The sequence below is a fragment of the Streptomyces sp. NPDC002144 genome (assembly GCF_053593695.1).
In genome coordinates this window covers 41,562-56,910 of the sequence record NZ_JBSFDB010000031.1, presented here as the reverse complement: position 1 = coordinate 56,910, position 15,349 = coordinate 41,562, and the positions used below count along the sequence as shown (strand labels likewise).

Annotated in this window: 1 protein-coding gene (running past one end of the window); it reads right to left on the bottom strand. The window is 69.2% G+C overall.

Going from position 1 to position 15,349, the window contains the following annotated elements:
- Positions 1–15,349: the 5' portion of a lonely Cys domain-containing protein gene (locus ACWCQ1_RS36165; protein ID WP_451028275.1), read on the bottom strand. It extends 30,503 nt beyond the left edge of the window; the window shows 15,349 of its 45,852 coding nt (coding positions 1–15,349); its start codon is at positions 15,347–15,349; its stop codon lies beyond the left edge, outside the window.

Here is a 15,349-nt window from a genome sequence, read left to right as displayed (position 1 = left end):
GTTGCAGCGCGTCCACCAGAACCGGATCCGACGCCAGCCGCTCACGCTCGCCAGGCGACAACAGCGCTAGTTCACGCGACCGGTCCGCCTCGGACATGCCCGGCAGACGCGACGCCAACTGCCGGACCGGGTCGGCGGCCACCACGTCGGTGGCACGCAAAGCATCAGCCAAAGTGGCGAGTTCACCGTTCAGCCACCTCAGATCGTCCGCCACCGCCCCGAGAGCCAGCCACTTCGCCTCATACTCCGACCGGGCGACATCGTTCCGCACGACCCCGTCCAGCAACTCGCTCAGCCGGACCGTCAGCGTGGGAGCGGCCCCGGAAGGACGTGCCGCACGATAGGCATCCCCACGCAGGCCCTCCAGCCCAGCAACCCCGAGCGCGCCGTCGACCGGAGCCTGCGACAGCCCCCACACCAGATCGAACAGATCCCGCGCACGCCCCTGCTCATCCGTGGCCAAAGCCAGCCGATACGCGGTATCCGCCAACGACTCGGTCACGGAAGGAACCGTGAAACCGTCCATCTCAGTGGTATCGGCAAAGACGTGTGGGGCGGTGCCGATACTGATCTCCGCACCCTGGACCACACCGGTCAGCGAACGCCCGTCCGCCCCCACACGCAGAGCGTTCGGCGACACGCCAGGGATCCGCAGGGCAACCGCCCGGTTCACGACATCGGCGAAACGGGCCGCATCTGTGGGGAGATAAAACTCCAGCGTGCCCAACGGACGCGGATTCCCGAACTGCACCCTCCCCCGAACCCCACCCGCGAGAACCACCGGATGACCGATCTCCCCCATCAGCGCGCTGAACCCACGACCCACCTCCAGCCTCACGTCATCCGACAGCGGTCGAACGGGCGGAGTCCCGGACTCCTTGTCCGGTTCATCCGCCCTCGAGATGACGGAGGAGGTCCGGGACGCGTCGTCCGGGTCAACGGGTGGTGGTGCCGCGGCCTGCTGAGGGACGCTCGACGTTGTGGTACTACTCGTCGGGCCGGCGGCCCCGAGACGCGGGCTGTCGTACTGGGCGACCAACGACGACCAGGGCAGCGCCAGCTCGATCCCCTGCATGGATGCGACCTGGGACAGGACGACCGGCAGGGCCTGTGCCGGCTCCGGCTGCGGCTGGCCGGACTGCGTGTAGTACGCGCCCATCACGGTCCGCAGGCCGCTCCAGGTCAGCGGCTGCCGGTCGCCCTGGGCCGCCCGCCACTGGTCCAGCGCCCGGAAGCCGTGCAGCAGCGACTCGAACGCCGCCGTGTCGTTCTCCAGCATCGGCCCGTAGGTCAGGCGGATGGCTCGCACCCAGCGCAGCACATCCGCGCCACGGCTCCGATCGCCCGTGACCCGCTCCGCCAGTGTGTCCACCATCGCGGTCGTGGGCTCGGGACGGAAACCCGCCCACCAGTCGAACTCGCCCAGCTGAAAACGCGGTGCGTGGTCAGTGGACGGGTCGGCGTCGGCGATGGTCGGTTCCTCGCCGCTGCGGGTGGCCCAGACCCACCGGGACCAGCTGTTGGCCAGCAGTTGGCCGGCGGACGGCGCATCCAGCGGATCGTGCGGCGGCTCGCCCGCGATATCGGCGCCCATAACGACCACCGCCGTGTCCGCCGGCAGCGTGATGAGGTTGGCGTCAGTGGCGAAGAGGAAGTCGACGATCCCCTCGTAGTCAACGGCCCTGACGTCGGTCTGCGTGGCCAGTCCGGCTGCCGTGCCGTTGCCGCGGAGAGCGACGAGATACGCCCTGTCGAACGGCAGGGGCTGCGCGGGACTCTCCTCCACTACAGGCGCCAGGCCCGTACCCTGCGGCCCGGGTGCCCGCCGCACCTGGGTGAACCCCTTCACCCGGGGCAGCAGACCATAGGTGTTCTGGCGCCCGTCCTGCCAGCCCTCGGTCGGGCGCAAGGACACGCCCACGCCCACCGGCTTTCCCTCTGGGTCGGTGTGTTTCACCGTCCACACCTGGTCCACCGGCACCGGAGTCCCGTCCAGCGCGATGATCTCGGCGTTCCAGACCAGCGCGGGGGGCGTCTGCGCGGGGTCGGCGAGGACGGAGAGGGTGCCGCGCGCGGTCTCGATGAGCTGCTGGATCCGCGGCTGCAGCTCCGGGGGCACGTTGGCCAGACGGTTCGACGCCGCGTCGAGGAGTGCCCGCAGACTCTGGTGTTCGGGATGGTCGGCGGGCAGCGGAGTACCCAGGGCGTAGGCGCCCAGCGCGCCCGCGATGGCTCGAGCGCGGCGCGGTGTTATGAGATGGAGGGGCTGACCGCCGATCTGTGGCAGGCCGTTTCTCGACACCCAGTGCAGGAAGGGGGCGACCGCCTGCACCACCGGCTGGTGCAGGATGCGCCCGATGGATTCGCGAAGGACACCCGGGGAAAGCGGGACCGAGTGCGTCAGGGCTCGCTGGTAGAGGTCCCGGCTGACCGCGGAGAGCTCGGCGACGGCTCGCCGTATCTCCTCGGGAGTCATGATGCGCTTGCCGAACCCGTAGTTCCGCAACTCCGCCAGGAGCAACGGAATCGCCAGTCGACCGTCGTTGGTGTCCAGGTCCTGGTACTCGGCGTCCGCCATGCCGACCGACTCGTACTGACCGACGGTCGTCCCCTGGGAGGTGCGCCCGCTCAGTGTGGCGTTCAGATGTTCGCGGGGGGTCGGCGCGGCGCCGGCCGTGACGTCGAAGAATCCGTCAAAGATCGGAGGCTTTCGCAACAGCCTCCGGTACTGCTCCAGGACGTTCCCCAGTGCGACCTGATACGTCTTGGTGATCTGGGCGTACGCCGTGTCGAGGTACTTCCGGGAGGAACGAGGCCGCAGGGCCGGCAGGACGCGGCCGAACGGATCCCGGGACGCCACAGGCAGCAGGTTCTTGGTCATCTGGTTGAAGACCATGGCGGCGTTGGGCCTCGCGGCGACATGGTTGAAGGCGGCCCATGTGTATCCCCAGACCTCGTCGACGTCCGGGATGACCGCGAGGAAGGGCAGCATCTCCTCCGAAACGCTCGGGTCACCGATCCCGGCGCGCACGAACTCCGTGGCGATCCGCTGTCCGACGTGCCGCCCTGCCGCGAGCAGCGGCCCGAGTTGGGGAGTGTTCAACCGCTCCCCGGCTAGATCCTGGAGCTCCGTGAGACCCAGGACGGGGACACCCACGGTGGGCTGCGTGCCCGCGGCATGCACCGCACCCGAGGGAGAGGGGAAGGCCACGGCTTGTTTGCCGAGTCCGGTGAACCGCCAGCCCTCGGCCTCGGTCAGGAGATCGGTGAGCCGGATCGGGCTCGAAAGCTCGTCGGTGAGTCTCAGCTTGGCTCGGGTCCACTCCAACCGGGCCAGCCCCTCCTCCGGGGCCATCCACCGCTCTCCGGGGAGCGCGGCCATGGGGTCGACCACGATCTCGGCGACGTAGTGCTCCTCGGCGATGGGCTGCGGCTGTCCCGGGGCCACCTGAGGCTTGGTGATTTGAAGCTTGTCCGTGGCGGGGTCGCGCCAGAACAGCCCGCCGTCGAGGACGATCTTGAGACCCTGGCCGTGGGCCAACGGCATGCCGGACTTGTCGCGGGACGCCGTCTCGAACTCCGTCTCGGACCCCTCTACCAGAAGGCGGATCACATGCATGTCCTCCACCTCCAAGCCGACTGCGCCACCGCGTCCCCGGGCCGGCAACCCGAGGTCGTGTCGCAGCCGTCCGGCCAGTCGCACCCCCGACGCCGCGTGAGGCCCGTACTTCAGCAGATGGTCGGCGACCTGCCGCACCGCGTCCCGGTAACCACTGCCCGCGTGCCGGGGGTCCGCGAACAGCGGGTCAAGGACGAGCGGCAGCACGAGGAAGGCAGCCTTGTCCCAGGCCTGTTCGATATCCTGCTCGGTCGGCGTCGATACCGTCCCGGCGGCCTGCGCCGTGCCCTTGAAGTCCGCGTACGCGGACTGCCACATCCGCCGCGACGCGTTCGCCGCCACTTCGTGGAGCAGTTCCGGCCAGGGGCCGGGCCGCCCCATCAGGACGCGCAGCTGGTCGACCGGTTCCAACGCGCGTATCGGCAGCAGACCTTCGCGGAGGGCTTCCTCGGTCCGTGGGCCGGAGAGCGGCCACCTGTCCGCGGCCCGTAGTTCCTCCACGGTGACAACGCCGTCCAGATCGTCGCTCGACGCATCCGTCGGCACGTCCTGAGCCGTGATGTGTGAGGCGATCCACCGGCGTTGGACGTCGTCGAGACGGATCTCGGGCACCGCCGTCGCGCGGCTCCCCGCTCTCCGTATGAACGGGTCGACGCCCAGGTCCCGCAACCGGGCCAAGGCGCCGGCCAGTTGCCCGTACGCCTGGTCGACACGGGCCCGGGCATCCGGGAGCGCGGAGGTGTCGGTACTATTCCCGGTCCCGGACTTCACCCGGCTGCTCAATGTCTCTGCCAGGTGGACGGCCTCGGCGTAGGCGTTCAGGGCGTTCGCCCAGTCCTCACCCGCCAGCTCGATGTCGATCTCCGGAACGCCGCGCGGATCACGGGTCGGTGCGCCGTCCAGAGCCCGCGCCTTGCCGCCCGCGCCGTCCGGAGTCCGCTCGTCTCCGTGGAGCGTCGCGATGTTCTCATCCCTCGACGTCGTGGGCGACGCGTCCGGCGTCGTGCCGGAGGCCTCATCCGCGTAGGCGACGGTCGAGGACTCCCGGCGGGGGACGAACCTGAGCAGCGCCTCCCCGCCGTTGCTCAGGTGCGCCGCGCTGATGGTGTCGTAGATCTCCCGGCCGAAGGCGTCCTGCGGATCCCACTCGAGGAGTGCCCCGTGCGTGACACCCATGCCGGAGTCCTTCATCTCCTCGATGAGCGCCTCGTACTGCTCCGCCGGAACGGAGCTGCCGTCGGGATTGCTGATCCGGAAGACGTCGTGATCGCCGGTGAGCGGTCTGCGGGTGCCGTCGCCGGTGACGGCGTGGACCACGCCGTCGACCGTCCGGTACCGACCCGCCCGGCTCAGCTCGTCCATCTGGCCCCGCAGCGACTGGTACTCCCGCAGCCGCTGCTCATGACGCGCCCGGACCGGGTCGTCGGCGGACACGCCCTCAGGCAGACGCGGTTCGAAGAAGCCGACCAGCCCTCGGTCCTCTTCCCGGGCGCCGAGACGGACGTCCAGGGCGTTGATGGTCTTCGCCTTGATTTCCGCGGGCTTCGGAAGGGCGCCCAGGGTCAGCCACTTCACCGAGTCCACGTTGGTCGGCCGCACGTCGATGACCAGTTCGCGCTGGTCCGCGAACGCCTGGAACCGGAGTTGGTTGTCAGGCGGCATGCCCCAGCCCGAGATGGCCGACTCCACGGGCACGTCGGCGGAGTACTCCTGCACCTGCGGCGCCTGCCGCACCTCGACAGGACGTCCCGGCCCCGGCCTCAGGCGAGCACCCTCCCGGGGTTCCATCTCTCCGGCGGGCGGTGCGGGGGGCTCGGGGAACGTGCTCGACGTCGTGCTGACGGGCCGGTACGGCGTGGCGGCCGGACCGTCGGTGGAGAGCGCCGGGCCGGTGTCGGTCGGGTTCTCGTCCGGCTGACGGAAGTCCGGTGGTACGGCGGGCTCCGGCAGCGCGTCCGTGCCAGCGTCGGAGGCGGGGTCCGAGAGCGGCGACGCGACGGAGTCGTCGGGACCGGCGGTGGCGTCGGTGCCAGAGGCCCCTTCCCGGTAGTACGGGATGTACGCCGCTACGGTACCCGCTCCGGCGTCCGTCAGGCTGTCGCCCGGCACCAGGTACAGGCCCGACTCGCCCGACAGCAGCGTGTACGGCTGTGTGCTCCCCGGGCCCATCGCGTCCAGACGGCGCCCAAGCCCGTCCTTGTCAGCGGCCAACCCGATCCAGCCGGTATCGCCACGCAGGAAAGCACCCGTCGACCGGTGGACGAAGTCGTGTCCGTACCCGACCCATCCCTCCGCAGAGAGCACGTCACCGGATGGCAGCTCGATCCAGCCCGCCCTGCCCACGGTATACACGTCAGAACCGGCGCCCACACGGATGTCCCCATCGGCCAGCCGCATCTCACCCAACGGCACCATGCCCGGGCCCCGGCCGACCTGACGCGGCTCCTCGACCTCCACCGGACCGCCGACAGGCCACCCCGCAGCGAACGGCTCGGCATCAATGCCCGGGAACTCAGCCAGCCTGCCGTCACTCACCATCATCCACGCGATGCGCTCACCCCGCGCCTTGGTGGTCGCCTTCCGCTGCCACACCCCGGGAAGCAGAGCATGCAACCGCGCCACCTCGGCATCATCCACGGGCCGACGCACCCTCCACCGCGCCAACTGCCCCACAAGCGCCGCACGGACATCTTCAAACTCGTCCGACGACAGCCCGCTGCCCGACGGACCGGATCGGTGGGCGGCGATCGGCGGGACGGGCCGCTCGGACGATACGGGCGTCGCGGAGGCCGCGGACGCCGCGGTCGGTTCTGTGGATGCCATGCCATCAGGGCCGACGGTGCCCTTCAGCGGGATCCGCACCGCCTTGCCCCCGTCCGCTGCGGACTCCCGTTCAACGGGACGCGCTGGAACAGCCGCTCCGCCGGGCAGTCCGATGGTCCGTGAGGACCCCGCGGTGACGGGCGCCTCGTAGGGCAGCAGGCGGGCCGCGACGGACTGCTCGCCGAGCCACCACCCGTCACCGTGTGCCTGACCGAACCACTCCTCCCCGTCGCCCTCGGGCAGATCCAGCGGCGAGCGCTCACCCTCCGGATACTCCAACAGGCCGCGCACACCCTCGGGCAGCTCGACCACGAACTCCTCGTCCACCCCCACCAGACGACGCAGCGTCACACCACGCACCAGCTGCCGTATGTCCCCACGGGAGGCGAGGAACCGCATCACGGCCTCCCACACCATCTGCGGCTGCGCATGCCGGTTAATGACACCAGCCGCGCCCGTCAGCCGCAGATCCCCGTTGCGGTTGTACAGATCCCGCACCAGGCTGTGCAGCACACGCCGGGTGAAGAGCAGCGTCCGCGCACGCCCCGTGGCCAGCAGCGGCGCGGAAGCCGGAGCCTTCCAACTCCAGTCCGTGCCGATACTCACCCCCTCCAGCCGCGGCAGATCCCGCACCTCCTGGAAACCACCGTGCCGCAACAGCACATTCAGCACCGCCGGCGGGAAAGTACGCTCCAACACCGAGTTCCGCCTGGCCCGGCCCGACTCCGTCGTCACCCAGAAATCACGCAACGTACCGGCGACGCCATACAGGTCCTGCTGCGTCCTGCCGTACCGAGCACGAATCACCTCCCGGATCTCACCGACCGCCGGATGCCCCGGCACCATCAAGACGGCCGAGTTGGCAACCTGGTCACCCACACGATGAACAGCAAAGCCCTGACCATCCGCGGCAGACAGGAAATCCTCCGCCGGATTTGTGATCCCGTTGTCCCCATCGCTGTACAGACCACCGAACCGGTCGACGATCTCCCACCGCAGAAGGTCACTGGCAGCAGCCCACCCCGGCCCCGACTGCTTCGCCATCTCAGTGAGATACTCCGCCTGCAACCCCATCGGCCGAGCGGAATTGAACACCTCACCGATATTGACCAGGCTGATACCCAGATCCTGCGCCCACAAGGCCATCCGCTGCACCGCCAGCAGCCACGGATCGTCGGACCAGTCCGTCAGCCGCAGAACCGCCTCGACATCCTCACGCGGCACATCGGTGAACAGAACGAAATACATCTGGCCCTGGAAATCCCTTGCGGCACGGCCGAACTTCTGCCAGAACCCCGCAGACGGTCCCGTGTCCGACAACGGATCACCATGCCAAATAGCCGACACCAGCAACGGCATCCGGTGACGCGTCCCCTGATGACTGTAAGTTCGCTCCGCCACATCCCACGAGGCCGGATCCATAAGACCCGGCTCCGGCCTCGGATCCAACATGTTCATCAAATACAGATACTCAACCCCATAATCAGGGCCGTACCCCGAATAGTCATACGGCTGCCCAGACGCCGGATCCCGCAAAAACTCCGGAACCTCCGGCGGACTCAACACACCGAAAACATCCACACCCAACGTCCGGTCCGCCACCACCTGACCCACATCAGGAACACGAACCGAAGCAACCACATCACCCAACAACTCGCCCGAAGACCCATAACCAACACCACCAACCGGCGCACCACCCGGCAGACCCGGCCGCCAAACCTGCCGTCCGCGGGGCTCGACGGGGGCGAAGCCCTGGTCGAGGGAGACGCTGTCCGCCTCTGCGGCCGTCCCCGTGTCCGCGGGGGCGTACGCGGCCGGTGCTTGGAGCTGTCCGCCGTCGGGTGCCAGGACGGACCCAGGAGCGGCCTGCTCCCACAGCCGAGCGCTGCGGTACCGGGGAGCCACAGTGAACCGGGAGAGCCCGAGGTCCAGCCCGCGCGGGCCCGCGGCAGCCGTGAGGAAGAACGGCAACGCCCGTGCGAGATCCTGCGGCTCGGGCCGGCGCGTCGCGACGAAGAACCGCGAGATCAAGCCCCGCAGACGGCCCCACGTCAGAGGGCTCATATCCCCGCCGCCCCGGCGGCCCTCGTCCAGTGCCCAGAAGCCACGCAGCAGCGCGTCGAACGCCCCACGGTCGTTCTCCATCTGGGGCCCGTAGATGAGGCGGATGGCCCGCACCCAGCGCAGCACATCGGGGGCGCGGCCCCGGTCGCCGGTCAGCTCCTGGGCCATCCGGCCGAGTTCGGCGGTCGTGAACTCGGGACGGAAACCGACCCACCCGTCGCCCTCTGGCAGCTGGAACCGTGGCCCGGGGTGGCCGTCGGTGTCGCCGGGGAGGATCGTCGGCTCCTGACCGCTTGTGGTCGTCCACACCCACCGGTCCCAGCTGTTGGCCAGCAGCTGACCGGCGACCGGCTGCTCCAGCGGATCGTGCCCCGGTTGCCCCGCCACGTCGGCCCCCAGGACGAGCACCGGCCTCTCCGGCCGCAGTGTCGACAGGTAGGGGTCGGCGGCGAAGAGGTAATCGACGATCCGGGCGTATTCGAAGGCCACGCGGCGACCATCGGACAACTCGAGTTCGGCGGCCCGGCCGTCGCCGCGGAAGCCGACGAGGTAGGCCTCGTCGAACGGCAGCGGCTGCGGGGCGCTCTCTTGCTGCACCGGACCCTGCCGCACCAGGGTGAACTGCTTGGTGTCGGGGAACAGGCCATACGCGTGCCGACGGGCGTCGTGCCAGTCCTCGATGGGCCGGGAGGACACGCCCACCGGCTCGCCCTGCGAGCCGTGGTGCTTGACCACCGACACGTCGTCCACGAGGACCCGGGTGCCGTCGATGGCGACGATCTCCGAGGCCCACGGCATCACGGGGGGCATCTGCGCGGGGTCGGCGACGACATCGAGGGCGTTTCGCGCGGCCTCGAAGACGGACCGGACCCTCTCCCACCCCCCTGGGGGCACCTGGGGCAGCAGGTCGAACGCCTCGGTGACGGCTTCCGCCAGTCGCTGGAGGGCCGGGTGATCAGCGAACCCCCTGCCCAGAGCGTAGTTGCCCAGCGCGAACGCGATGCTCTGGCTTTCCCACACGCTCAGCAGCTCCTTGGTCGGGCCGCCGATCTGCGGCACGCCCGCCATCGAGGCCACCATCAGGAAGTCCGCGACGCCCCGGACCACAGGGTTGTTCACGATCCGCTGGACGGATTCGCGGAGGACGTCCTCAGGAAGCGGGGCGCGGAGATCCAGAGCCCGCTGGTAGGCGGCCTCGCTGAGATTCGAGAGCTCGGTGACGGCCTGGCGTATCTCCGCGGGAGTCATGTTCCGGCCGGTGTAGCCGAAGTGCCGCAGCTCCAGCAGCACCAGTGCGGCCGCCAGTTGCCCGTCGTCGGTGTCCAGCGTCTCGTAGTCGTCCATGCCGATCGCGTCGCGCTGGGTGACGATCGTGCCCTGGGACGTGCGCCCGGTAAGCACGGCCGTCCAATGCTCGCGGGGGGTCAGCACATCGTCGTCGGCGGTGTCGAAGAATCCCGGGTCGAACGGATGGTTCGGCGCCAGTCTCCCGCGGTAGAACTCCAGCACCTCGGAAAGCTGCGTGGCGAATTTCTCGGTGAGCTCGTCGTGGTTTTCGTTGAGGAACGCCCTGGTGCGCGGCCGCAGGGCCCGCAGGATGCGGTCCATCGGGAGCCGGGACGCCGCCGGCACGAAGTTCTTGGTGAGGTTCGGGTTCGCACCGGGGGGCAGGGACTTGTCGAAGATGGTTCTGACCGGCACGGCCGCGGCGTTCTGGGACCCCAGCCAGCCGTAGCCCCAGACCTCGTCGACGTCCGGAATGGCCGAGAGGAACGGAATGAAGTGGTCCCCCACGTCGCCATTGCCCATTAGGCGGTGCACGAGCACCGCCGCGGTGTTCTGCCCGAAGACCCGCATCGACATCATCAGGGACTCAAGCGTCTGCACGCTCAACCACTCAAGGGCGACGTCCTGGAGCTCCCTGAGGCCGACAACGGCTTGTCCCACGGTGGGCTGGGCATAGTCGCTGCCGTCGTACCCCTCCGGGGCCGGCTCGACCTCCGTCACCTTGCCGTGCTCCTTGACGTCCCAGCCGCCGAGGGACGCCAGCAGCTCGGAGAGTGGGACCGGGACCCGCCGTTCGTCCACGCCGTCGAGCGCGGCGACTGTGCGCTCCAGCTGGGCCAGTGCCTCCTCCCGGGACTGCTTCCGCTCCCCGGGAATCGAAGCCATCGGGTCGATGACGAGCTCACCGATGACGTAGTTTGCCTTGACGGGCTGCGGCTCCCCTGGCGCCACCTCCGGCCGCTGGACATGGAGCCGCCCATCGGCGGTCTGCCAGAACGTGTGACTATCCGTGACGATCTTGAGGCCGGGGCCGGTGGCCAACTCCACCGTCCGGGTCAGAGTACCCACTCCACGGAGGAAGAGTCTCCGGCGCTTCTCGACCTCCAGGCCGACGCCACCGCCGCGAACCCGCTGCGGCAGCCCGAGGCGGTGCCGGAGCGTGTCGGCCAGCTCGACGCCCGACCGCGCGCCCAGTCCGTTCTCCACCAGGTGATCGGCGACCTGCCGCACCGCCTCCCGGAACCCCGCGACGGCGTGGCGGGAGTCCGCGAGCACCGGATGCAGCTCCAGCGGCAGCACGAGGAAGAGCGCCTTGTCCCACGCCCTGTCGGCGTCCGTCTCCCTCGTCCGTGCCGACGTCGGCGTCCGCGTCGGCAGAGACGTTTCTGTCGTGATGGCCGGTGCCGCGCCCTTGAAATCCATGTACGCCGACTGCCACATACGCCGTGACGCGTTGGCCGCGACGGCGTTGAGCGCGTTCGGCCAGGGGCCTGGCCGCGTCATCAGCAGGCGCGCCTGGTCCACCGGGTCTAGCGCCGCCACCGGGAGCCGGTTTCCGCCCAGCTCCGCCAGCTCCTGTCGGTGCGGGTCGAGCGTGATGCCCGCGGCGCTCAGGTCGTCTGTGCTGACGGTGTCGTCCGGGTCCGGCCCCAGGTCCTCCAGCAGTTCTCCCGGCACGTCGTCCGCCGTCAACTGCTGGGCGATCCAGTGCCGTTGCGACTCGTCACGGCGGACATCGGGCGCTGCCTCCGCCAGAGCATCGGGGCCCGGTCCGTACGGGTCGATACCGAGGTCCCGCAGTTGTCCGACGGCGTCGAGCAGTGTCTCTTGCGCTTGGTCGGCCTTGGCCCAGCCGTCCCGAAGCGCGGCGGAGGTGTCGGTGCTGCGGCCGACTCCGACCGCCATGCGCGCTCCGATCGCCTCGGCGGCACGAGCGGCACCGACGTAAGCGCTGAACGCGTCGTCGTACTCTTCGCGCGCGAGGGCGATGTCCGCCTCATCCCGGACCGGAGAGGCGCTGTCCGGGACCTGACCCGCAGGCTCCTTGCCGCGCGATCCTGTCGGGCTGCCAGAGGCTGTATCCTGCGGGTCGCCATGGTCCGTGACGATGCCCGTGTCCCGCTCCCCCGGCCGCGAGTCGGAGGACGTCGGCCGGGAGTGAACGGCCTGCGGGTCCGTGCCCAGCCGCTCCTCGCCGAATGTCCCGGCATCGCTGCCCGAGTAGTGGTTGCGCGCCATGTCGCGGAAGATCTCGATCTCCCGGGCGGCACCGGCCGGTCCGACCTCGATGAGGTGCTGGTCCGACATCGTCTCGCCGGTCCGGTTGAACTGGGCGACGGTGGCTCGCAGGCCGAAAGCGTGCGTGACCAGCGGCAGGAACGCCTCGCCTTCGAGGGTGTTCCCGTTTCGCTCCCAGTTGACGACGGCGTTGGTGAGGAGGGCGAGCTCCGCGCTGTCCAGCGGCTTGTGACGCAGCACCAGGTCACGCAGGTCGTCGGTGGTATGGGCTTCGAGCACACCGGGAACCTGCATCTCCGGCAGCGCCGTGTCGGCCCCGCGCAACTCCTCCAGCAACTGGGCACGGTCCATGCCGGCAACGCGCTCGAGCGCGTCGGGCGACCACGCACGGTACTGGTAGGCGATCTGCTCAGGCAGCCTTCCCTCACGCGTGACCCGGGCCAGGTAGTCGCCCACGACGTCCCGCATGGCATCGGCGACCTCGCGGTACGGGCCGACGTCGCTCCTCGTGCGGTCGGCCAGATCCGCGCGTACCCGCTGGGTGTCCCCCAGCCAGGCGTACGCCTCCGGGCTGACGGACGCCAGACCGGGCAGACGGTCGCGGATGAAACCCGGATCGCCCGCCATGACGGCGTACAGCAGATCGTTCCCGTCGTCCGGTACCACTTCGTCGGTGGCAACGTCGTGGGGCCCGTGTTCCTCCGTCTCCGTGTCCTGCCGCTGGGAACCCGACCCGCTTGAGCCATCGGCGGCATCACTCCCCTCCCTGTTCCCGTGCACATCCGGGTCGGACCCGTCAGACAAGTCGATTCGACCCGGAACGGAGGGGGAATCGGCCGGAACCTCCGTCAGCGTCATGTCGCCGGACCGCGCCGACTCGGAAGCAGTGGGCGGCAGCGCACTGGACTCGGTCGCTACCAGTCGATACGGCTGCGAAGCATCAGGGTCGGAGCCGGTCGGCGGTACCGCCGACCGCTGTCCGGGATCCACGGAGGAGCGGGTGTCCGCGGTGTCGGTGTCCACGGGCGGCAACTGAGTCACCGGGGACGACAGCTCCTGGTCCAGGGGTGCCGACAGGGCTTCGTCCTGGAGGGAAAGGTCCTCGGGTGTGGTGCCCTCGGGTGTGGTGCCCCGAGCCTGGACCGGCTGCTGCGTGTGCGCTTCGCGACGGGGAGCGGCGTGGGGCGGCGGGAGGTCCGGTGTCACCGTGGGGGCGGGCTGCGCCCCCACGGTGTCGTCCTGGGCTGTCGTGTCCGACACCAGGTCCGAGTCGGCCACGGTCCCCTCCCGGTCCTCCGCGCCGTCCGCGACCGGGGACATGCCGACAGGGGTCTGGTGCCCCCTGGGGGGCGCGGTGAGGTCCGGGGACTGCTGGGCCGCCGGGCCCCCCAGGCGGGCGTTCGCGGCGTCGGCGGCGGCATCGTCGTCGTAAGGAAGGCTGTCGAGTCCCGCCGTCGACGGCAGATCCGCGCTCTCGGTGACGGTCGTTGCAGCGTTGGACACGCGCACCGTCGTTCCCGGGTCCGCGGCCAACTGCCCGGCGGAGGGGCTCTCTTCCGCGGTGCTCTCCCCGGCGCCCTCCGGGGTGAACCTTTCGACATCCGCTTCGTCCGCCACCATGTCGTCGGCGTCTTCGGCGATCGGCGCGCGTGTGTCGTCGTCCGCCGTCCGCTCTCGGTCGGACTCCCCCTGGCCGGTGCCGGTGCCGGTGGTTCCGGTGCCGGTGGTTCCGGTGCCGGCTGCGTGGCCCGCGGGCGAGTTGATGACGTTCGAACTCAGCGGCTGCTGCCCCGGGGTGAGCGCGGCGCCCTCCGTGATGGGCATCCCCTCCTCCGGATCGAGGAGTGTCTCGTCGGCGGAAAGGCCGGCGGGGTCGTCCTCGTAGTCGGAGGTGACCGCCGACTGCCCGGTGCCGGACGTGTAGACGGGCGCGGGGACGGCCGTGCCCGAGAGGTTCGCCTCGGAGGAGGAAAATGTCCCAGGCGCGGGAACCGCAGTGTCCGCGGTGTCCGCGGTGTCCGCGGGATTGAGTGTGGAGAAGACGGACCCGCTGCTGGAACCCTCGTACGCAGGCACATTGCTCTCCACGTACGGAGGAATACCGCTCTCCTCGTACGAGGGCACCTCGTTCTTGCTGGACGTAGGAAGTCTGGTCTCACTGTACGGAGGAACATCGTTCACGCCGTACGAAGGCACATTGCTCACGCCGTGCGGGGGAACGCTTCTCTCTCCGGACGAAGGCACATCGCTCGCGCTGTACGGAGGGAGATAGTCCTCGCCGACGGGGTTTTCCAGTACGGCCTTCGCGTCGGAGGCATCGAAGGGGGAGGAAGCGTACGGCGGTTTGACGATGCCGAAGGAATCCTTGTTCGACGTCGGCACATGCTCGTCGAGGCTGTAATCCGTTACGTGCGTCCCACTACCGCTCCCGCCACCGCCACCGCCGGCCGGGAGCTGGTTGATGCCATTCTTGTTGAGATTGATGTTCAGGAAGAACTTCTTGTTCAGCCGTTTGCCGCCGGACGAGAGGACGTCGGAGGTGGACTCGAAAATGGCCCCGCTGACGCCGGCCGTCAGAAACGTCTCCGGGTTGAGGGAGAACCCGCCGATGAAGATGGCATTCGTGAACGCTTCGGCGAACACTTCGGCCTGTCCCTCGTTCACGAAGGCCAGCGGGAGTTCGGCCGCCTTCTTCCACAGCGGACTGTCCTTGAAGAATTTCTTGACGTACGGCTGAACGAACTGGGAAAAAGCGCCGCCGAAGAGTCCCGCGAACGCTCCCACGACGGCCGACTGCCCGATGTCCGACCAATCGAACTTCTTCCGCCGACGATCCGGGTCCCCCACCTCCATCGAGATGATCTGCGTCGCGAAGGTGGTGAAGGCCTCCTCAATCGCTTCGAGCACCGCCGAGACCGGAGTCGGGACGGACCGGGCCATCCGCTGGAGAATCAGGATGATCCTGAGCGCGGTGCGGAATTTCGCCGCAGCTATCTCGGACAGCGAGGTACCGAAGTCGAAGACGGAGGCTGCGGCAAGAAGCGCGAGTTCGAGGTTCATCATGATGAACTCGAGAAGCATCTCGTACTTGCCTTCTCGAAGCTTCATCGTGTCAGGGCCGTGCTGGGCGGATAAGTTCCGGAGTTCGGTGGAGAACTGTGCCAGATGGTTCGTCCCGGAGTCGTCGACGAACTCCTTCACCGCGGCGACAAATTCCCTGGCCATCTCCGGCGGCATCGACTTGCCGGCTGTGGTGATCGCTCCCTTCAGCGAACTGGAGAGCGCCTCCACGTCGTCCGCCAACCGGCTGTAGGCCAC